Below are 20,442 nucleotides of genomic sequence, written 5' to 3' on the forward strand. Positions count from 1 at the left end.
AAATCTCCTTACTCTACTTCTTCTGGTGGTTTGTTCAATTCAATAACTCCGTCTTTTACAGCATTCACAAAATAATCTTGTCGGCTACCGTCTGAAAGTTCGCCTTGAACATGCCAAGTCGGAACAAACATTTGGCGATCTTTTGATACTTGTACGTGCACAGAGTAACCTAATTCTGTATTTCTAATTTTAGTTCCATATTCTAGCATGTTTTTTTGGTAAAGTGTATGAATTGCGGTGACCGCTGTCACTAAGCTTTTCGGCTCTTCATTTTCGATAATATTGGTGAACATTGTTTGTTCATAGCGGACAATATTCCCCTCATTATCCCAATACACCGTTACTTTCCCATCATCACTAAAATAAAGAATTTCACCTGCAAGCTTCTGAAAATACACAGCTTTATTTAACTCTTTATCAATTTCCCATAACTCATAGGCAGTGCCTTCATACACATTTTGTTCCATAAACGTAGTTACCGCTTTCGCACTTTCTGGATCACCGACTGGTGAAACAGCTTTTTCATACGAAACCTGCAGTTTTTTTCCATCTTGAATATTAACCTGGACATTTGCTTTAGGTGCTTCTTTAGCCGTGAATATTTTTGTTTCTCCACGAATATAGGGCATCCCTTCCACGTTTTCAGGAAGATTTGAATAGGTGATTTTATCTGCCTGCAACTTTTCATCCACTGAGGATTCAGAAAGCACTTCTACATTTTTCGCTTCTGTATACCGATTCAAATACAAGGAATACAAAAAGACATTTAAAATAGAAAAGACAATGATAAAAATGGTCTTGGTTTTATTCCAATCCAAGTTCTCGCCCTCCTGTCAATTCCGTTGGCAGCTCTGTCCAAATACCATTTGTTTTAACGTACCAAGTTGGCTCAAAAATAATAAAAGAATCATCTTCGCTTCTCGTTACATGATAAGCAGGCGTAACGTCCGTTATCGTGGATCGTTCTTCTTCTTCCATTTGACCGAGAGCTTTCAACACATCTTCTCCTGCGGCCAGTACAACCACTCTTTTTTCTGCTTCTGAATCTAGTTGATAAGCTGGCCGAACATAACTATAAACTTGTTCTACCCCGTCATCTATTCCCCACATAAGTTCAAGGTTTGTTGTAGTTGAGTTGCTGAAGACCGGTAAATCGGCTACGTACAATTGATACTCGATTTGTTGGTTCACTGAATTCATACCTGCGTATAAATACTGATCCGTCCAGCCACCATGTGCATTGATATAGTTAAGCGAATCGAATAATAAATCGGATGGAATGGCGGGATCTGTTGTTTCAGCTTTTGGCTGAATGTACTTTATACTTTTGGTGTTCTGATTTTCTCTCATAAATGCTCCAGAATCATCCGTATACTCTTGCGTTTTTAAATCAGCTGAGAATACTAATTCAGGACTATCTAGTAACGCTTCTGCAAATTTCGAAGTTGAAATTTCATCTAGTAAAAAACCAATACTCGTTTTCTCGACTTTATCTTTTTGCACATAAACCGGCAATACACCAATTGCATCATCTGTGACATAAGTATTATAGTCAACTGCTTGATCTACAACTTCTGTTTGAAACTGGTACAAGTCTTCTACGCGAAGATCGCCTTTATAAATTCTTCCTGACAAAGTATTAATAAAGTATAAAGCGGGACGGTCATTAGCTGGCGCATCCCATTCAATAATGAGTCGGTCAAAAGAAGATTCTGGAATCGTTGTATCCACAATATTATTGATCGAGTCAAAAACTGGCAATGGAACTAATCCTGGGTAGTAAACAAGCGCTCGCTTTGAACTATGCATATAAGATTTAATTGTCGCTGGAGTTGCTTCATCTTGCACCATTCTTATATTGCTAATTTGCCAATTCTTTAAGGACTCAACAAATACATTAATATCGTTTTGGTCGCTAGTTCCTGTGACATTTTCGTCATTATGAAATAGCAGTTTTACAGGACGTACAATTTCTTCCGTGTTTTTCGTTTCTGAAATCGGCATTTCTACCGTAGTAGTTGGTTCAATAATTTCATGTGTCGGTGTGAATGTCCAAATAGTAAAGGTTAACGCAAGACTCAGTAGGATGAGTAAAAACAAAGCGATTGACTTTATATGTTCTACATATTTCAATCCCACTCACCCCCGTCGTCTTCTTCAAATGGCAACGTAAAGAAAATACTTGTTCCTTTTCCTAGCTTACTCTCTGCCCAGATGACGCCCCCGTGAGCATTGATCATTTCTTTGGAAATGGCCAATCCTAATCCCGTGCCACCCATTTCACGTGATCTTGCACGGTCTACGCGATAAAACCGATCAAAAATTCGATCTACATTTTCTTTTGGAATCCCCATTCCTTCGTCACTAATCTGAATCAATAGGAATCCTTCTTCTACCGTCATATTAAAGCGGACTTTCCCACCTTCAGGAGAATACTTCAATGCATTCGAAATAATATTGTCAATTACTTGCGTTAATTTATCAGGGTCGATTTCTACAAAGTACTGCTCTTTAGGCAATTGACGTTTAAAATTCACTTTGTGTGACTTCGACATTTCAAAACGATCGATGATGCGGTTGAAAAAGACGTTGAATTCGACCATTTCTTTGCTCAATTCGGTGTCACTCGAATCCATTTTCGATAATTTCAGCAAATCGTTTACCAATCGAATCATTCGCTCTGTTTCCGTTTGCGTTACATTCAAAAAGTTCGGTGCTAAGTCTGGGTCCTGCCATGCCCCGTCAGCCAATGCTTCTAAATAACTGCGCATTGTCGTCAAAGGAGTTCGCAATTCATGCGATACATTGGCAACAAACTCACGACGTTCAATATCAATTTTTTCCTGCTCTGTATTGTCATGCAAGACCGCAATCAGTCCATTAACAAAACCTGTTTCTTTTTGGATGACAGAAAACGTTGTTCGTAATAATGTACTTTGCTCATACGAACTCAAATCTAAGGTAACAGACTCTTTCATATCAATTAAATCTTCGAAAGTATATTCTTCTTCGAGACCTAATACACTCGTTACCGGTCGATTTATAACCGTTTCACGTGAAACATTAAGCAGTTGAAGCGCAGGATCATTGATCAAAATAATTCGTCCTCGTCTATCGGTCGATAACACTCCATCCGTCATATTGGAAAGGACAGACGCCAGTTTACGGCGCTCGCTTTCTGTCGACTGTTGAGATTCCTGCAATCGATTTGTTAAATGGTTAAAGGCTCGAGCAAGTTGACCAATTTCGTCATCGCTATAAACCCTTACCTTACGAGAGAAGTTACCTTTAGCCATGGCTTGCGCTTGCCTTCGCATATCCGCAATCGGTCGTGAAATTGTTTGAGCCACTAAAATCCCTAAAATTGCAGTAATGGCCAAAGAAATCGTCGTACCTACTGCAAGAATCGAGTTGATATCATCCATTTGGTCATAGACATTTTCAATCTCGGCTTCAACATATAAAGTCCCGAGTAAGGTGCCACCTGTCGCAACAATCGGCAAGGTTCGCACCCAAATTCGCTCTTCGCTTTCCTTATCTACATAGGTCTGTTCTAAATCGACTTCTCCTATGATGGATTGCCGAACTAAGTCATTTGTTGAGCGCTGCCCGACGAGTATTTGGTTTTCAATGACTGAAGATGCGAGAATGCTATACCGTGTATCAACTACACGTATTTCATTAATATCATCTGATTGAAAACCATATAATACAGTACGCAATGTTTGCTCGAGTGTTGAATTTTCTTCTGTACGTTCTTTAATCATTTCTTCACGCACACTAAATTCAATAATCTCCATACGATCTTTAATGGAACTCTCAAAGTTCCCTTTCAAGGTTTCTTCAAGCTGCTGAGCGAAATACAGACCGATGATCTGCATGGCCAGCAAAATCAGCAAAATATAAATTAACACAAACTTCACATGTATCGACTTTAAAAAATTTACTTTAGACATTTAACTACTCCTGTTCAGGATTTCGTAAATAATACCCTACGCCACGACGTGTCACAATCCATGCCGGATGACTTGGATTGTCTTCAATTTTTTCACGCAGACGTCTGACGGTAACGTCTACTGTACGGACATCGCCAAAATAATCATAGCCCCATACCGTCTGCAACAAATGCTCACGCGTCATGACTTGTCCGATATGCTTGCCAAGATAGTGAAGAAGTTCAAATTCACGGTGAGTCAATTCAATCGTTTCCTCACGTTTTAACACAAGATAAGCATCTGGTTGAATCGTTAAAACACCTACTTGTATATCATTGGAATTTTGCCCCTCTTCTTCTGCAGGCGCTATATTTTGTCGACGCAAGTTAGCTTTCACACGCGCGATCAATTCACGCGTTGAAAAAGGCTTCGTGACATAGTCATCTGCACCCAATTCTAAACCTAAAACTTTATCAATTTCAGAGTCTTTCGCTGTTAACATAATGATTGGGAAATCGAACTTCTTGCGAATTTCACGACAGACTTCCATCCCATCACGATTTGGCAACATAATATCTAATAACATCAAATCGGGTTGGATTTCACTTGCAATTTTAATCGCTTCGTCCCCGTCATATGCACAAACTACATTAAAGCCTTCTTTTTTTAAGTTAAATTGTAAAATATCTGCAATCGGTTTCTCATCGTCTACAACTAAAATTGTTTTACTCATCATTTTTCTCCCCTTTTTCTTCCCATCTACACCCTTTTTCTTGTCATTGCCCGTGCTTTACTACCCTATACTTTATCATTGTTTAGGGCATTTCGCATCTATCAGTAGCTACCCCCCCTCTGCCTCAAACGCTCAAAACGTATGCGCAATCCACAAAACATCAAAAAGCAGCCGCCCATAGGCGACTGCTTAGCTTGTATCATAACTACACTAGTTTAGAAGATTATCTCCAAACACTTGTAACGATGTTTGTTTGGTTGCGGTCAGGACCGACAGAGAAAATCGAAATTTGTACGCCCGTCAACTGAGAAATACGCTCTAGGTAATGACGTGCATTTTCTGGCAACTCATCTAATGATTTGCAGCTTGTTACGTCTTCAGACCAGCCTGGAAGCTCTTCGTACACTGGTTCGCACTCATCAAGCATGCGTAAGTTTGCTGGATATTCTGTGATCAATTCCCCTTGGTAACGGTAAGCTGTACAAATCTTAACCGTTTCAAGACCTGACAATACATCGATCGAGTTAACTGTTAAATCTGTTAAGCCACTAACACGTCTCGCATGACGAACAACTACGCTGTCAAACCAGCCAATACGGCGTGGACGTCCAGTAGTCGTCCCATATTCTTTACCGATTTCACGGATTTGTTGACCCACTTCATCGAATAATTCCGTTGGGAACGGTCCATCACCAACACGTGACGTGTACGCTTTACATACTCCGATAACGTGTTGAATTGTTGTTGGGCCAACTCCAGCACCGATTGTTACTCCACCCGCTACTGGGTTAGAAGATGTTACAAACGGATACGTTCCTTGGTCGATATCAAGCATAACGCCTTGAGCGCCTTCGAACAATACACGACGTCCATTATCAATTGCATCGTTCAATACTTTTGATGTATCGGTTACGTATTTAGCAATTTCTTGGCCATATGCATAATATTCTTCCATAATTTCTTCGACAGTAAATCCTTCTGTTTCATAGAATTTCTCGAACAGACGGTTTTTCTCGATCAAGTTCATGCGCAGTTTTTCTTCGAACACAACATGGTCCAATAAATCCGCCATACGAATTCCGACACGTGCTGCTTTGTCCATATAAGCAGGTCCGATGCCTTTACCGGTTGTTCCAATTTTATTTGCTCCGCGTCGTGCTTCTTCTACTTCGTCTTGCTTAATATGGTATGGCAGTAAAACGTGTGCGCGGTTTGAAATGCGCAAGTTTTCAGTTGTTACGCCACGCTCATGCAGACCTTTTAATTCTTTAACAAGCGCTTTTGGATCTACGACCATGCCGTTTCCAATTACCGATGTTTTCTCTTTATAAAATATCCCTGAAGGAATCAAATGCAATTTATACGTTTCTCCACCAAAAATAATCGTGTGTCCAGCGTTATTACCACCCTGGTAACGTGCAATTACTTCTGCGTGTTCTGATAGAAAATCAGTGATTTTCCCTTTTCCTTCGTCTCCCCATTGCGTTCCTACTACTACGACTGACGTCATAATTCCGCACCTCCGTTAGGCATATGCCCTATCTCAAACAGTGTTTATTGTACCAATTAAATGCAAAACCGTCAATACAAAACAGAATAAAACACGAACATATAAATGTGTTACCACATTTAATGTTCGTGTTTAAAAGTCTCCGCCAGATTCATGTTGACTCCAGTCAATGGTGACGAATTTATTATATTCTTTCACAAACGCTAGTTTAACCGTACCTGTTGGACCGTTACGTTGTTTTGCGATGATAATTTCAATCATGTTTTGATCTTCTGTTTCTTTGTCGTAATAATCTTCTCGATACAAGAATGATACAATATCGGCATCTTGCTCAATACTTCCAGATTCACGCAAATCCGACATCATCGGGCGCTTGTCTTGTCGTTGCTCTACTCCACGAGACAACTGTGACAATGCAATAACCGGTACTTCAAGCTCACGCGCTAATCCTTTTAATGAACGGGAAATGTCCGAAACTTCTTGTTGACGATTTTCACCGGATTTGCCGGGTCCTTGGATCAATTGAAGATAATCAATCATAATCATGCCGAGTCCGTATTCTTGTTTCAAACGCCGGCATTTTGCACGAATGTCATTCACGCGGATACCTGGTGTATCATCGATAAAGATTCCGGCATTGGATAAACTCCCCATCGCCATCGTCAACTTGCGCCAGTCTTCATTTTGAAGTGCACCGGTACGAAGCACTTGTGCATCAATATTGCCTTCTGCACAAAGCATACGCATGACTAGCTGTTCCGCCCCCATCTCCAAACTAAAGATGGCGACATTTTCGTCTGTTTTAGTCGCGACGTTTTGTGCGACGTTCAAAGCGAAAGCTGTCTTACCAACAGAAGGCCGTGCAGCTACGATGATCAAGTCGTTTCGTTGAAACCCTGCTGTTACCTTATCAAGGTCTCGGAATCCCGTAGGAATACCTGTAACGTCTCCTTTACGGGTATGCAGCAACTCGATATTATCATAGGTCTTGACCAGAACATCTTTGATGTGGGTAAAGTCACCGGCTTTTTTCCGGCTCGATACTTCCATCATTTTCTTTTCTGCTTCGGAAAGCAACGCTTCTACTTCATCTTCACGTGTAAATCCATCTTCTACAATTGTCGTGGCTACACGGATCAATCGGCGAAGCAACGCTTTTTCTTCAACAATATGCGCATAATGCGCAACGTTTGCAGCTGTTGGTACTGCATTAGCGATTTCCGTTAAATACGATAACCCGCCAATGTCTTCTAATTCTTTTTTGACAGAAAGCTCTTCTGTCACGGTCACAACATCAATTGCTTTTCCGTGATCCGCTAAATTCAGCATCGTCTGGAAAATCTTTTGATGGGCAATGCGATAAAAATCTTCTGCCATGACGATTTCAGCAACCGTAATTAGAGAAGGTGGTTCTAAAAAAATGGCACCAATAACCGATTGCTCGGCTTCATGGTTGTGCGGGGGGACACGATCTATCGCTTCGTTCATCGGTGTCTCACCTTACGCTTCTTCAGTAACATGAACTCGAAGTGTAGCGATCACATCCTGATGTAACTTTACAGGAATATTCGTATAGCCAAGCGCACGAATAGCATCGTCCAGTTCCATTTTGCGTTTGTCTAATTTGATGCCATGTTTTTTCTCAAGTGCCGTTGCTACTTGTTTTGTTGTAATTGATCCGAAAAGACGTCCATCTGCTCCAGATTTTGCAGTCAATTCGATTTTCAAACCTTCAAGTGTTTCTTTTAACTGTTCTGCTTCTTGACGTTCTTGGTCAGCTTCTTTTTGTTCTTTTTTCTTTTGACCATCTAATTTACTGATTGTTGCCTGGTTTGCTTCAATTGCTAAATTATTTTTTAATAGGAAGTTATGTGCATAACCATCTGCTACGTTTTTAATCTCACCTTTTTTGCCTTTACCTTTTACGTCTTTCAAGAATATTACTTTCATTCGTTTGTTCCTCCTTCAGTATCTTCTAAAATTACCGCTTTTAATTGTTCAACGGCTTCTTCTATTGTTGAATTTGGCATTTGGGTAGCCGCATTTGTTAAATGACCCCCACCGCCGAGGTTTTCCATAATTATTTGGACATTTACTTCGCCCAGTGAACGGGCACTAATGCCAATGCCACCTTCTGGCCGCTCAGCTACGACAAAGGACGCATTAACGTCTTTCATCGTTAACAAAATATCGGCTGTTTGTGCGATCAATACCGGACTGTAGACGCGCTCAGACTCGCCTTTTGCAATGGCAATACCGTTGCTGACAAATTCTACTGTCTGAACGATTTTAGCACGTTCAATATAAGTTTCTAAGTCTTCTTTTAATATACGTTGAACGAGTACTGTGTCAGCTCCATTTGAACGCAAATAAGAAGCGGCTTCAAAGGTGCGGGCACCTGTTCTTAACGTAAAACTTTTCGTATCTACGATAATCCCAGCTAGCATCGCTGTCGCTTCTAACATGGACAATTTCTCGTGCTTTGGTTGGTATTCGATAAGTTCGGTAACCAATTCAGCGGTCGAAGACGCATAAGGTTCCATATAAACGAGCATCGTGTTGGTGATAAACTCTTCACCTCTCCGGTGATGGTCGATTAAAACAACTCGTTCCATCCGTTGTAACACGCGTTCATCAATAACCATTGACGGTTTGTGTGTATCCACAACAACAAGAAGTGAGTTCTCAGTCATTTCAGCTAACGCCTCTTCAGGAGTTATAAACTGAGAAAACAATTCGGGTTCTCCTTCGATGGCTTCCATTAATCGCATGACGCTGCGATCGTAGGCATCAAAATCAATGATGATGCGACCTTTGATTTTATTCATGGCCGCCATTTTGGCTACGCCAACTGCTGCGCCTATTGAATCCATATCCGGCATTTTATGTCCCATTATAAACACTTGGTCACTTTCTTGGATTAAATCACGTAATGCATGCGAAATGACACGCGCCCTGACCCGGGTCCGTTTTTCAACCGGATTGGTTTTGCCGCCATAAAATTTAACTTTTCCACTCGGATGCTTGATCGCCACTTGATCGCCACCACGGCCAAGAACTAAGTCTAAACCGGATTGAGCAAGACTGCCCAGTTCAACTAATGAAGCAGATCCGGCACCGACACCGATACTCAAAGTTAATGCCAAATTATCTTTAGAGGTAACTTCACGAATATCATCCAAAATAGCAAATTTCGATGTCTCAAGCTCTTTTAAGATCGATTCATTAAATACAGCCATGAACCGTTCCGACGAAATACGCTTTACGAAAATCCCATAATCTGCACCCCATTGGTTGACCAAGGAAGTGACTAAACTATTGAGATTGCTTCGTGTTTGATCATCCATTCCTTGCGCAAGTTCGTCGTAATTATCGATGAATAAGATTCCGATAACTGTGCGATCCGCATAATATAGCGATTCGATTTCGACTTGTTCTGTAATATCAAAAAGATAGAACAAACGGTCATCCGCTTTATAATACACGCGGTATTTCCGATCGCCTAACGCAATGGTCAATTCTTTTTCTTCTGATTTCACAAGTGGATGAAAGTCTTCAGATAATGTATAAAGCGACTCACCGATTAATGTATCGTATTCTAGCATCGAAGTCATATAAGGGTTTGCCCATTCGATGTCATACTGTTCATTGACTAGCAAAATACCAATCGGCATTTCGAGCAAAGCTTCTTCTCCGACTTTTTTCATTCGGTACGATAATGTTTCAATATGCTTTTCTGTGGCCTCATAAACTCTTTTTTCGGTCACCCAAGTGGCTGTAAAAGCCAGCACAAAAAGCAATGTAAAAATACCTGCGGCCCATTCTGACCAAAGCGAAATCAGAATCGCTGCGGCCATGCCGAGAGCTAGAAGTGCGATAAGTGGATATCTAAGTTTTCTTTTTCTGAAAAAAGCCGACATTATTCTTCAGCTCCTTATTTTCCTTTGAACTCGTGTGCTCGTTTAATCCAACCTCGGATATCGAATCCAAGATCTACGATTCCGACAATACTCGTAAATGACTGCAAGGGAAATGCCAAGATTGTGACCAGTACCGTCACCCATTTTGGCCAGCCTTCCTGGTGAATGTAGTAGTGGTAAAAAGAAACACCCTGCAAAAACAACAGGAATTGGAGCAGCACGGTGGCATTGATGAAAATCATGTACGCCATTGTTCCAGGTTCAAACTCTGATAACAACGAAACAAGCAACACGATTAAATAATACCATAAAACAGATTTTGGCAATTTCATGTTCCGAAAAGGCGGAAATTTAGGAGCCATAATTCCAAAGCGTTTCAAAATCGGCAATAGAATCAGCAATAACACCCACACAATTGAGAAAACCACTAATACTAGTAAAACAGGCAATAAAGTTTCAAATGAAAACTGCAATTGCCCAACTAGTTCATTATAGTCTTCCATATAAGCGTCAGAAGCTCCTAATTTTTCCATCATGACAATAGCTTGTTCATATGATTCATCAAAGATCGAAGAAAACTCTTCCAACACATTGATCCCAAATAGCCAAATTGACGCCACATATTGGACCATCAACGACATCAAAAAGACTAAACTAGCACTCATGAACATAAATAATTTGCTTTTCTTATAATAAATCGAAATACCAATTGCCAATCCTAGAGGCACGAGGATCAATGCTAAAGGTAAAGATAAAAGGCCACCGATGATAAAGGCTAGTATCAAGCAGACTGCTGCGAAAAGCGCAGAAGCTTTCCAAGGATATTTCGCACTGTACCAAGCAATTGGCAATGCCAAAACTAACGTACTTACTATACTTAAAACAGGCACGTAAACCGAAATTGCCAGTAACACGGTAAATACGGTTGCCATCATCGCCCCATTGGTAAGTTGTCGCGTTTGTTGATTTTGCATATGACTGGATTTCCCCTTCTTTCGGGTATATTTCATCCTTGTAATTGTACCATGATTCAAGAACCTGAACAAAAGGAGCCGTCCCCCGTAAGGAGATAACTGCTGTAAAACAAAAGTGATATTAAAATTATGATTTTTGCTATCATCATTTAATATTCCCGTCATATTTCATTGCATAAAAAAAAGACCGGTTTCCCGGTCTTAAGAATCGTAATTATCTTTCTTCCGCAACAAACGGTAGAAGTGCCATGATACGTGAGCGTTTAATAGCGATTGTCAACTTACGTTGCCATTTAGCGCTAGTGCCTGTAACACGACGTGGCAAGATTTTCCCTCTTTCAGAAATGAATTTCTTCAAAAGATCAGTATCTTTATAGTCAATGTGCGTGATGTTGTTGGAAGTGAAGTAACAAACCTTTTTCCGTTTTTTTCCTCCGCGACGTGGTGCCATATCGAATTACCTCCTTTACTTAATGATTAATCGTTAGTTTCCGTCCATCTTAGAACGGTAAATCGTCATCCGATACTTCGATCGGGCCGCTACCGCTTGAGAATGGATCTTCATCTACACGAGTATGGTTTTGCTGACTTGGGCTTGGTGATTGGTTCTGTTGATAGGAAGGCTGCTGTCCTTGTGAACGATCCGTATTGGCGCTTTTTGGTTCAAGGAATTGAACGCTGTCCGCCACTACTTCTGTTGTATAGACGCGTTTCCCGTCTTGTCCCTCGTAGCTACCAGTTTGGATACGGCCTTCAACACCTGCTAAGCTTCCTTTTTTAAGGAAATTCGCTGTATTTTCAGCTTGTTTGCGCCAAACGGTACAATTAATGAAATCAGTTTCGCGTTCACCTTGAGCGTTCGAGAAAGTCCGGTTTACAGCTAGTGTAAATCGAGCAACCGCCGCGCCGCTTGGTGTGTAACGAAGGTCTGGATCTTTTGTCAGTCTTCCGACTAAAACAACTCGGTTAATCATCAGAATTCAACCTCCTTCAAGTCAAAAAAAATTCAGTGTCTGTATCCTGTTTACGCGTCTTTGCGTACAGCGATATGACGAATAATGTCTTCGTTAATGTTCGCAAGACGTGTGTATTCGTTGATAGCTTCAGAACCAGCGTTTACTTTTACGATTTGGTAGAAACCTTCACGTAAATCGTTGATTTCATAAGCTAAACGACGTTTACCCCACTCTTTCGACTCGATGATTTCAGCACCGTTTGTAGTAAGGATGTCGTTAAAACGCTCAACTAGAGCTTTTTTCGCTTCTTCTTCAATTGCAGGCTGAATGATATACATTAATTCATATTCTCTCATCGTGTTGTCACCTCCTCATGGACTTGGGCCCTGCTGTATCCAGCGGGCAAGGAGCAAGCAATTCATAAATATTACTCACATCACTGTATTGTATCATAGTAACTAAGCTCTCGCAAGCATGTTTTTGACTTTCAAATCAGCTATACTTTTCACCATAGATTTCAAAGGACGTGAAGCCATGACAACTTCTCGAATCATCGAGTTAAAGATGGATGAAATAGCACCTAAAGCACTGTGGTTTAATGCCGCTTTGCTGATTGTATTCGCTGTTTTTTACCATCTTTTTAACGAGCCGCTATCGTTCGGCTTTTCTTTAATAGGAATTTCTTTGTTTGTAACTGGTTATTTGGTGTTGATTGTTTTACATGAACTTTTTCACTTAATCGGCTTTGTGTTATTCGGTAAAGTGCCAATCTCTTCATTGAATTATGGTGTAAACCTACAACTCGGTATAGCGTATGCCACTACGAATAAACCTATCCAAAATCACGCTATGCGCAAAGCATTGCTCTTGCCTTTTTGGGCTACTGCTTTTGTTCCGACTGTTTTAGGGTTTTGGTTCGATAGTCAAGTCCTTGTATTTCTAGGCGCTATGCTGACCGCCGGTGCTTTTGGCGACTTTCTCATGTATACCGAATTGCGCAAAGAAAAAAACGCGGCATGGATCCTTGATGATCCTTCGTTGCCGCGTCTTCATGTATATGATCATTACCCGGATCACGAAAGCACTGAGTAATCTCGGTGCTTTTTTATGCCATCGAATACCGTACTTCCCATTTCCCAGTCGGGATTTGTTTTTTCAATAACTTTTCATCTTTTGCAAGATAAGCAAGCGTTTCGACAACTTTGCCATCTACTTCTACTTGAATTTTCTTTTTATCGTACAAATCCATTTCTGGATTTCCCGAATAGTCCTCAAGATAATCTAGAGCCGGCCATAAAACTTCCGGAATGTCGTATATTTCTCCTTCAACTTGGCAATCACTCGATAAAACCATTGCTGGGTAACCCATACCGGTGTCATATAAAGAGCCTTTTGCCAATGCACGTTCTTCCACTAATTCAGCTTCATCCAAATAACTATGATACTTCCCGCCTTGTTTCAGCGTTCCGTATACAAATAACAACATTTTCTATTCCTCCATGCAAAAACCGGATGCGGTGAGGCATCCGGTTATTTTTTAGTTTTGTAACCTTTCGTTCAAAGGAGCATAACGGTCGTTTCCGATTTTAGTCTTATCCAGCTGCAACGACCTGCTCCTCGGGCCGTAAGCCACTCCAGCTGTGCGGCCAAGAACGCCGCTTCGCCAGATCGTCTTACGCCGGTCGGAGCATAACGGTCGTTTCCGCTTTTAGACGTTAAATCTAAATAGCATTACGTCGCCGTCTTTGACGATGTATTCTTTACCTTCTTGACGTACTTTCCCTGCTTCTTTTGCTGCTGCCATAGATCCGATTTCGACCAAGTCATCGTAGGCAACTGTTTCAGCACGGATAAATCCGCGTTCGAAGTCAGAGTGAATAACGCCGGCACATTGTGGTGCTTTCATGCCTTTTTTAAATGTCCATGCACGAACTTCTTGAACGCCCGCTGTGAAATACGTCGCTAATCCAAGTAAGCTGTATGAAGCTTTAACCAATAGGTCCAAGCCAGATTCTTTAATGCCTAACTCTTCAAGGAACATTTCTTTTTCCTCGTCTTCAAGTTCAGCCATTTCTTCTTCGATTTTTGCACAAATCACGATTACGTCTGCATTGTCTTTCGTTGCAAAATCACGTACGGTTTGAACGTATTCGTTGTTATCAGCATCTGCAATTTCATCTTCTGCAACATTTGCTACGTAAAGCATTGGTTTGATCGTTAATAAGTTCAACCCTTTTGCGATTTTTAACTCATCTTCCGTGAAATCGATTGAACGTGCCAATTGGCCGTTTTCGAAAGCTTCACGTAATTTCATAAGCACTGGCTCTTCTGCAACTGCGTCTTTGTCTTTTTGTTTCACTAACTTCGCTGCACGTGCAATGCGCTTTTCGATGCTTTCCATATCAGCTAAGATTAACTCTAAGTTAATGACTTCAATATCAGAAATCGGATCTACTTTACCTGTTACATGCGTAATGTTGTCGTCAGCAAAACAACGAACAACTTGGCAAATTGCGTCAACTTCACGGATATGAGATAAGAATTTATTTCCTAATCCCTCACCTTTACTTGCGCCTTCTACGATTCCTGCAATATCCGTAAACTCAAAAGCCGTTGGAACGGTTTTTTTCGGTTCCACTAATTCCGTCAATTTATCAAGACGCTCATCTGGAACTTCAACAATTCCAACGTTTGGATCTATTGTACAGAACGGGTAGTTTGCCGCTTCGGCACCCGCTTTAGTTATTGCATTAAATAATGTGGATTTCCCCACGTTTGGTAACCCTACAATCCCTGCAGTTAATGCCATAGGATGCACAACCTTTCCTCTATATAAAACGAATTATTTTTTACACAACCATTCCATTATAAGAACGAAACTTGAAATTGTCCATTTTTCATTCACTTTCAGCTTTTACTAGAACCTTTTTCATCTTTTTATTAAATTCCATACGAGGTAGCATCACACTATGCTGACAACCTTCACATTTAATCCGGACGTCTGCTCCCATGCGGATAATTTTCCATGCATTTGCTCCACAAGGATGGCCTTTTTTCATTTCCACTATGTCATTCAGTCCAAAGTCCTTCATTTCCATGAATTTTTCTCCTTTTATTCATTTTTAGCATTTTTCGTTATGTTAGATTCACCAGGCGATCGCTGTACCATCAGCATGCGTGGGTAAGGAATTTCGACTCCTCGTTGATCTAAGAAATCTTTTAAATCACGACGTATTTCTCGTGCTACAGCAAAATGCTGCATTGGCATCGTTTCTGCTGTAATTCGCATAACCACTTCCGTCGTCGTTAAATTTTGCACCCCTAGCAACTCAGCAGGCTTGATAATTTGTTCATATCGTTCCTGTAAGCTATTTAAAAACTCCATAATTAATTCTTCTACACGCTTTATATCTGATTCATACGAAATATTGATGTCAACTACCGCAATTGAGTTGTGAATTGAAAAATTCACAACATCCATTATATTGCCGTTTGGGAAAATAAATAATTCCCCAGTCCACGCCTTTACCTTCGTTGTCCGTAATCCAATTTCTTCTACAGTTCCTTCAGCAATACCGATACGAACATAGTCCCCTACAGAAAACTGGTCTTCAAAAATAATAAAGAAGCCAGTAATCACATCACGCACTAAGTTTTGTGCGCCGAACCCTACAGCTAATCCTAGTACCCCTGCACCAGCGATGAGTCCTGTAATATCGATTGTAAAGGTCGCTAGTATAGAAACAACTGCTATGAAATAAACAACATATGCCACGACATTTGACAATAATTTTGATAAAGTTTGTTGTCTCCGCTCATTATAAACAAGCGGGCCTTTAATGCGGACAGAAAAGGTTTTCCGAATTAACATACGCAATACTTTCACCAACACAATTGCAGCTACAGTGATTAAAATCACTTTCAAAAAAACAACGAACAACCCTATCCACATGGCTTCGTCAGACAGCACGGTTAAAATCCGTTGTGTTATTTTTTCAACATTCACTCTTTCACCTTCCCGGTTTTTACATCAAATTAAAATTATACATAACCGAAACGACTACCCCGACTACTATTATCCCTGGCAATAAGTTTGCTACTCTAATCTTTGTTACACCCATCAAATTTAAACCAATGGCGACAATCATAACACCGCCTGTTGCGCTCATTTCTAAAATAAACATATCTAGCGCATCGGCAGGAATCGCCAAACTAATTTGAGTAGCAAATAACGCGATCAATCCTTGATAGACAAATACAGGGATTGCCGCAAGCATAACGCCAAATCCAAGTGTAGAAGCTAAAATAATAGAAGTAAATCCATCTATAATCCCTTTAGAGATTAGGACCCCATGCTCATTACTGAGGCCACTTTCCATCGCCCCAATGATCCCCATTGCTCCAATAACAAATATTAACGTCGCTGTTACAAATCCTTGCGCTAAACTACCTTTACTTTCTTTTGCTCCCAGTATACGTTCAATCCAATGACCAAAATCATTTAACTTACCTTCTAAATTTGCCCACTCTCCAATAACTGTACCCAGCACTAAACTGATGATGACAATTACGAAGTTTTGACTTCCTAACCCCATATCCAGTCCCAGAACAATTACTGATAAACCAATTACATACATAACCGTTTCTTTCATTTTTTCAGAGATATTTCGAAGAGCTCTTCCAAGTATGGTTCCTACTATAATTAATACTGCATTTATCAATGTTCCTAAGAGAACCATTACATTTCTCCCCCTTCACCCTTGCTTCATCTACAGCAAGTTCCTCTTCTCCCTCTTTTGAGAGCATTATTTAGTTTTCCAATTATCAAAAACAGAACCTATTCCCCTGTTCTGGGAAATAGGCACTCGTCAGCTTAATAATTCTAAAATCCGTTCTAAATCGTCTTCCGAGAAAAATTCTATCTCAATTTTCCCTTTGTTCTTGTTTTTCTTAATTTGAACTTTTGTACCAAAACGATCTCTCAGTTCTGATTGTTTTTCTTCTATAAAAATATCTTTCTTTTTTTCAATTGTTTCACGTGGAACATTTTCATTTAAACGTTGCACTAGATTTTCCAATTGACGAACATTCAAGTTTTCCTTAACCACTTTTTCAGCAGTTTCCGGAATAAGTTTCTTGCTTCTCAACCCTAATAATGTACGTCCATGACCCATCGATAATTCTTTGTCAGATATGAGTTTCCGAACATTCTCGGGCAATGACAAAAGACGAATATGATTGGCGATATGAGGACGACTCTTGCCTAATCGGAAGGCTAGCTGCTCTTGAGTTAAGCTTAAAGCTTCCATTAACTTTTGGTAAGCTTCCGCCTCTTCAATCGGCGTTAAATCTTCACGTTGAAGATTTTCTAATATAGCAAGTTCCATCATTTGTTGATCTGATAAATCTTTAATAATCGCTGGAACTTTCTTCAACTTCACCAACTTCGCTGCACGGAAACGACGTTCTCCAACCACAATTTCATATTTTTCTCCTGCTTTTCGTACGACAATCGGCTGTAAAATTCCATGTTCTTTAATGGATTCGGCCAATTCATCTAAAGCTGCTTGATCAAAGATTTTCCGTGGTTGATATGGATTGGCTTGGATTTCGCCAACATTGATTTGATTTACTTTATCTATATCACTGATTGTCTCTCCTGGAAACAATGCATTTATGCCTTTTCCTAATCCTTTAGCCATTATCAATCACTTCCTTTGCCAATTCTAAATACACTTCTGCGCCTCTGGATTTTGGATCATAAATAATAATTGGCTCTCCATGGCTCGGTGCTTCACTTAATCTTACGTTTCTTGGGATAATGGTTTTATACACTTTATCCTGAAAATACTTTTTCACTTCTTCAATTACTTGCACGCCTAAGTTTGTTCGTCCATCTAGCATCGTCAATAATACACCATCAATCATTAAATCATGATTTAAATGTTTTTGTACTAAACGAATCGTACTTAACAATTGACTTAGTCCCTCTAATGCATAGTATTCACATTGTACTGGAATAATGATTGCATCAGAAGCTGTTAAAGAATTCAAGGTCAATAAACCTAAAGACGGCGGACAATCAATGATTATGTAATCGTACATATCTTTGACTTCTTCTAATGCATTTTTTAAGCGGGCTTCTCTTGAAATAGTCGAAACCAATTCGATTTCTGCTCCTGCTAAAGAAATGGTAGCGGGAACTACATGTAAATTTTCTACCTTTGTTTCCATTATTGTATCTTTTACAGCGATGTCATCGATTAACACTTCGTAAATGCATTTATCAACATCACCTTTATTGACGCCTACCCCACTGGTAGCATTTCCTTGAGGATCGATATCTATTAAAAGAACTTTTTTGCCTAAATACGCAAGGCAGGCACTTAAGTTCACTGAAGACGTTGTTTTTCCTACGCCGCCCTTTTGATTGGCGATCGCAATAGTTCTACCCACACTTGCACCAACTTTCTTTATTACTTTCTTTATTTTACTTCGGAATCTTTATTTTAGCTATTTTATTGGCGTTAAAAACAGCTTAATGAAACATTTTTTTGATGTAAATCGGAAACTTACGTTATAGGAGCTTCCTATTTTTCTATTGTATCAAAATTTTTCAACAATACGATGTTCTAATCATTAAAAAAGCTCTCTCCAAACTTGGAAAGAGCTTTTCGTTATTTTTTTTTCGGAATTTTCACGGTAATTTGATAGTATTCATCGTGTTCTTCTTCTTCTGTAGTTAAATCAATACCACTTTTAGACACCATACTTAATGATTCTTTAATCGTATTCATCGCAATGCGCATATCTCTACTGAAGGCTTTTTTACGTGCTTTTGGTTTTTTTGGCTCTGTTGAAAGCAATTTAGTTACTTTCGCTTCTAATTGCTTTACGTTCAAGCTTTCTTCAATGGTTTCATCAAATAACTTTTTTTGTTGTTCTGCATCTTTTACTTGCAACAAAGCTCTTGCATGCCGTTCTGTTAACAGTCGATTAAGTAAAGCTGTCTGTATTTCTTCCGGCAATTTTAACAGACGCAGCTTATTCGCAACTGTCGATTGGCCTTTACCAAGACGTTGTGCTAGAGCTTCTTGTGTAATTTCTTGTATATCTAACAAGTTCCGGTAAGCATGCGCTTCTTCTATCGAAGTAAGTTCTTCGCGTTGGAGGTTTTCTATCAAAGCGATAGATGCCGTTTCTTTATCACTCAAATTACGAATAATAGCCGGTACTTCTGTCCACTCGAGCGATTTCATTGCACGGAAACGTCGCTCACCGGCGATTATTTCATATTCGCCTTCTCTTTCAGAATTTCTGACTACGATCGGTTGAATAACACCATGGACATGGATGGTCCGTGCAAGTTCTTCGATCTTTTCTTCATCGAAAATTGTTCTTGGTTGATATTTGTTTGCATGTATTTTATCGAGCGGCAATTTCATAACTTCTTCTGACGCTTTGTGTTCTGCTGTTTCCTTCTTCGCTGTATCATTTGCTTTATCTCCGCCTCCGAAGAAACGAGAAAAAGGACTTTTCATCCTCAAGCACCACCTTTTACAAGCTCACTTTATAGCTGAATATTAATCACCTTATTGCTCTCAAACTTAATGTTCCACGTGAAACATTAAGAGATTGGTGATTTGTTTGGAACTCCAGCTTTCCGCGGATATTTCTTTGGTGTTTCTTTGAATTTTTTAAATACTTGAATGTAACGTTCGCTTTCTTCTATCGGTAATAAGAAAGAGTGAACGGCTTCTAACTTTACACCTAGTTTTTGCAATGCTTTTTCCGCATCATCTAATTCATCAGAAGCTGAGGCTGCTTTCATCGCTGCAAAGACGCCGCCCTTTTTAACAAGCGGAACACATAATTCAGCGAGTACGGATAAACGCGCTACAGCACGCGCTGTTACGACATCGTAACTTTCACGGTGAGTAGATTGTCCAAAATCTTCTGCTCTCGAATGAACAAATTGTACTTTAGTCAATCCAAGTTCACCACTCAAATGCTGAAGAAATTGAATGCGTTTGTTTAAAGAGTCCACTATCGTAACCTCAATATGGGGAAAACAAATTTTTAGTGGGATACTGGGGAATCCTGCACCGGCACCAACATCACAAATTTTCATTGGTTTTGTGAAATCTAAGTAAAATGCTGCAGTTACAGAGTCATAAAAATGTTTTAAATACACAGCCGATTGTTCAGTAATTGCCGTAAGGTTCATCTTGTCGTTCCACTCGACTAGTTCTTTATGATAGATCCTGAATTGCTCAAGTTGTGTATCGGTTAAGACGATCCCTTTTTCACTGAGGGCATCTTTAAACTGTTGTTCATTCAAACTAGCTTCCTCCCTCTTTCTTGCTCTTTATGTAAATTAAGAAATGGACTGGTGTGAGCCAGTCCATTCTATT

General features: G+C 39.9%; 22 protein-coding genes. 1 reads left to right on the forward strand and 21 read right to left on the reverse strand.

What is annotated here, in order from left to right; genetic code table 11:
* Positions 1–8: 8 nt before the first annotated feature.
* The 12 genes from MLE13_RS04445 to rpsF all read right to left on the reverse strand — a co-directional run bounded on the left by MLE13_RS04445 (position 9) and on the right by rpsF (position 12,384).
* Complete coding sequence (locus MLE13_RS04445; RefSeq protein WP_240748253.1) at positions 9–818, reverse strand: two-component system regulatory protein YycI; 810 nt, start codon at positions 816–818, stop codon at positions 9–11.
* Positions 805–2,139 carry a YycH family regulatory protein gene (locus tag MLE13_RS04450; RefSeq protein ID WP_240748254.1) on the reverse strand — a complete coding sequence of 445 codons (1,335 nt, stop codon included), beginning with the start codon at positions 2,137–2,139 and terminating at the stop codon, positions 805–807. The genes MLE13_RS04445 and MLE13_RS04450 overlap by 14 nt, the downstream gene beginning before the upstream one ends.
* Entirely contained in the window at positions 2,130–3,956 is a 1,827-nt protein-coding gene (walK, locus tag MLE13_RS04455) for a cell wall metabolism sensor histidine kinase WalK (protein ID WP_240748255.1), read from the reverse strand. Before walK ends, MLE13_RS04450 begins: the two co-directional genes overlap by 10 nt.
* Before the next feature lie 4 nt (positions 3,957–3,960).
* Entirely contained in the window at positions 3,961–4,668 is a 708-nt protein-coding gene (gene yycF, locus MLE13_RS04460) for a response regulator YycF (RefSeq protein ID WP_065528579.1), read from the reverse strand.
* A 223-nt stretch (positions 4,669–4,891) separates the two neighbouring features.
* Entirely contained in the window at positions 4,892–6,178 is a 1,287-nt protein-coding gene (locus tag MLE13_RS04465) for an adenylosuccinate synthase (protein ID WP_008497638.1), read from the reverse strand.
* 132 nt (positions 6,179–6,310) lie between these two features.
* A complete protein-coding gene (gene dnaB / locus MLE13_RS04470) occupies positions 6,311–7,666 on the reverse strand; it encodes a replicative DNA helicase (protein WP_240748256.1) in 1,356 nt (451 codons plus the stop codon).
* A gap of 12 nt (positions 7,667–7,678) precedes the next feature.
* Positions 7,679–8,128 carry a 50S ribosomal protein L9 gene (gene rplI, locus MLE13_RS04475; protein WP_240748257.1) on the reverse strand — a complete coding sequence of 150 codons (450 nt, stop codon included), beginning with the start codon at positions 8,126–8,128 and terminating at the stop codon, positions 7,679–7,681.
* Positions 8,125–10,098 (reverse strand): DHH family phosphoesterase, encoded by a 1,974-nt coding sequence (locus MLE13_RS04480; RefSeq protein WP_240748258.1) that lies wholly within the window; start codon positions 10,096–10,098, stop codon positions 8,125–8,127. Before MLE13_RS04480 ends, rplI begins: the two co-directional genes overlap by 4 nt.
* Before the next feature lie 14 nt (positions 10,099–10,112).
* Positions 10,113–11,072 (reverse strand): YybS family protein, encoded by a 960-nt coding sequence (locus MLE13_RS04485; RefSeq protein WP_240748259.1) that lies wholly within the window; start codon positions 11,070–11,072, stop codon positions 10,113–10,115.
* Between the two features lie 214 nt (positions 11,073–11,286).
* The gene (gene rpsR, locus MLE13_RS04490; RefSeq protein ID WP_006830564.1) at positions 11,287–11,523 is read right to left on the reverse strand and encodes a 30S ribosomal protein S18; all 237 of its coding nucleotides are present in this window, start codon (positions 11,521–11,523) and stop codon (positions 11,287–11,289) included.
* Between the two features lie 49 nt (positions 11,524–11,572).
* Positions 11,573–12,046 (reverse strand): single-stranded DNA-binding protein, encoded by a 474-nt coding sequence (gene ssb / locus MLE13_RS04495; RefSeq protein ID WP_008497641.1) that lies wholly within the window; start codon positions 12,044–12,046, stop codon positions 11,573–11,575.
* Between the two features lie 50 nt (positions 12,047–12,096).
* Positions 12,097–12,384, reverse strand: coding sequence for a 30S ribosomal protein S6 (rpsF, locus tag MLE13_RS04500; protein ID WP_008427712.1), 288 nt, complete (start codon positions 12,382–12,384; stop codon positions 12,097–12,099).
* 178 nt (positions 12,385–12,562) lie between these two features.
* Between rpsF and MLE13_RS04505 the strand changes: the two genes are divergently transcribed.
* The gene (locus MLE13_RS04505; protein WP_240748260.1) at positions 12,563–13,120 is read left to right on the forward strand and encodes a DUF3267 domain-containing protein; all 558 of its coding nucleotides are present in this window, start codon (positions 12,563–12,565) and stop codon (positions 13,118–13,120) included.
* Positions 13,121–13,133: 13 nt separating this feature from the next.
* On the opposite strand, the gene MLE13_RS04510 is transcribed toward MLE13_RS04505, so the two are convergent.
* The 9 genes from MLE13_RS04510 to rsmG all read right to left on the reverse strand — a co-directional run bounded on the left by MLE13_RS04510 (position 13,134) and on the right by rsmG (position 20,369).
* Positions 13,134–13,514 carry a gamma-glutamylcyclotransferase family protein gene (locus MLE13_RS04510; RefSeq protein WP_240748261.1) on the reverse strand — a complete coding sequence of 127 codons (381 nt, stop codon included), beginning with the start codon at positions 13,512–13,514 and terminating at the stop codon, positions 13,134–13,136.
* A 222-nt stretch (positions 13,515–13,736) separates the two neighbouring features.
* The gene (ychF, locus tag MLE13_RS04515) at positions 13,737–14,837 is read right to left on the reverse strand and encodes a redox-regulated ATPase YchF (RefSeq protein ID WP_240748262.1); all 1,101 of its coding nucleotides are present in this window, start codon (positions 14,835–14,837) and stop codon (positions 13,737–13,739) included.
* An 88-nt stretch (positions 14,838–14,925) separates the two neighbouring features.
* Positions 14,926–15,126 carry a DUF951 domain-containing protein gene (locus MLE13_RS04520; protein WP_008427706.1) on the reverse strand — a complete coding sequence of 67 codons (201 nt, stop codon included), beginning with the start codon at positions 15,124–15,126 and terminating at the stop codon, positions 14,926–14,928.
* Positions 15,127–15,140: 14 nt separating this feature from the next.
* Positions 15,141–16,034, reverse strand: coding sequence for a mechanosensitive ion channel family protein (locus tag MLE13_RS04525; protein ID WP_240748263.1), 894 nt, complete (start codon positions 16,032–16,034; stop codon positions 15,141–15,143).
* Positions 16,035–16,053: 19 nt separating this feature from the next.
* Positions 16,054–16,767, reverse strand: a complete 714-nt coding sequence (locus tag MLE13_RS04530; protein WP_240748264.1) for a DUF554 domain-containing protein — start codon at positions 16,765–16,767, stop codon at positions 16,054–16,056.
* A 129-nt stretch (positions 16,768–16,896) separates the two neighbouring features.
* On the reverse strand, positions 16,897–17,730 hold the full coding sequence (locus MLE13_RS04535) for a ParB/RepB/Spo0J family partition protein (RefSeq protein ID WP_240748265.1): 834 nt from the start codon (positions 17,728–17,730) through the stop codon (positions 16,897–16,899).
* Positions 17,723–18,484: a ParA family protein gene (locus MLE13_RS04540; protein ID WP_240748266.1), complete on the reverse strand. Its 762-nt coding sequence runs from the start codon at positions 18,482–18,484 to the stop codon at positions 17,723–17,725. The genes MLE13_RS04535 and MLE13_RS04540 overlap by 8 nt, the downstream gene beginning before the upstream one ends.
* A gap of 221 nt (positions 18,485–18,705) precedes the next feature.
* Positions 18,706–19,569, reverse strand: a complete 864-nt coding sequence (noc, locus tag MLE13_RS04545; RefSeq protein ID WP_240748267.1) for a nucleoid occlusion protein — start codon at positions 19,567–19,569, stop codon at positions 18,706–18,708.
* 86 nt (positions 19,570–19,655) lie between these two features.
* Entirely contained in the window at positions 19,656–20,369 is a 714-nt protein-coding gene (rsmG, locus tag MLE13_RS04550) for a 16S rRNA (guanine(527)-N(7))-methyltransferase RsmG (protein WP_240748268.1), read from the reverse strand.
* Positions 20,370–20,442 lie beyond the last annotated feature (73 nt).

This window comes from Planococcus halocryophilus (genome assembly GCF_022489025.1).
GTDB lineage: Bacteria > Bacillota > Bacilli > Bacillales_A > Planococcaceae > Planococcus > Planococcus halocryophilus_A.

Coding starts and splice junctions, on each gene's coding strand:
- MLE13_RS04485 (WP_240748259.1), bottom strand. CDS start 11,072: ATGCAAAATCAACAAACGCGACAACTTACCAATGGGGCGATGATGGCA.
- ssb (WP_008497641.1), bottom strand. CDS start 12,046: ATGATTAACCGAGTTGTTTTAGTCGGAAGACTGACAAAAGATCCAGAC.
- MLE13_RS04510 (WP_240748261.1), bottom strand. CDS start 13,514: ATGTTGTTATTTGTATACGGAACGCTGAAACAAGGCGGGAAGTATCAT.
- MLE13_RS04520 (WP_008427706.1), bottom strand. CDS start 15,126: ATGGAAATGAAGGACTTTGGACTGAATGACATAGTGGAAATGAAAAAA.
- rpsR (WP_006830564.1), bottom strand. CDS start 11,523: ATGGCACCACGTCGCGGAGGAAAAAAACGGAAAAAGGTTTGTTACTTC.
- MLE13_RS04530 (WP_240748264.1), bottom strand. CDS start 16,767: ATGGTTCTCTTAGGAACATTGATAAATGCAGTATTAATTATAGTAGGA.
- MLE13_RS04480 (WP_240748258.1), bottom strand. CDS start 10,098: ATGTCGGCTTTTTTCAGAAAAAGAAAACTTAGATATCCACTTATCGCA.
- rplI (WP_240748257.1), bottom strand. CDS start 8,128: ATGAAAGTAATATTCTTGAAAGACGTAAAAGGTAAAGGCAAAAAAGGT.
- ychF (WP_240748262.1), bottom strand. CDS start 14,837: ATGGCATTAACTGCAGGGATTGTAGGGTTACCAAACGTGGGGAAATCC.
- MLE13_RS04505 (WP_240748260.1), top strand. CDS start 12,563: ATGACAACTTCTCGAATCATCGAGTTAAAGATGGATGAAATAGCACCT.
- rpsF (WP_008427712.1), bottom strand. CDS start 12,384: ATGAGAGAATATGAATTAATGTATATCATTCAGCCTGCAATTGAAGAA.
- MLE13_RS04465 (WP_008497638.1), bottom strand. CDS start 6,178: ATGACGTCAGTCGTAGTAGTAGGAACGCAATGGGGAGACGAAGGAAAA.
- noc (WP_240748267.1), bottom strand. CDS start 19,569: ATGAAAAGTCCTTTTTCTCGTTTCTTCGGAGGCGGAGATAAAGCAAAT.
- dnaB (WP_240748256.1), bottom strand. CDS start 7,666: ATGAACGAAGCGATAGATCGTGTCCCCCCGCACAACCATGAAGCCGAG.
- walK (WP_240748255.1), bottom strand. CDS start 3,956: ATGTCTAAAGTAAATTTTTTAAAGTCGATACATGTGAAGTTTGTGTTA.
- yycF (WP_065528579.1), bottom strand. CDS start 4,668: ATGAGTAAAACAATTTTAGTTGTAGACGATGAGAAACCGATTGCAGAT.
- MLE13_RS04535 (WP_240748265.1), bottom strand. CDS start 17,730: ATGGCTAAAGGATTAGGAAAAGGCATAAATGCATTGTTTCCAGGAGAG.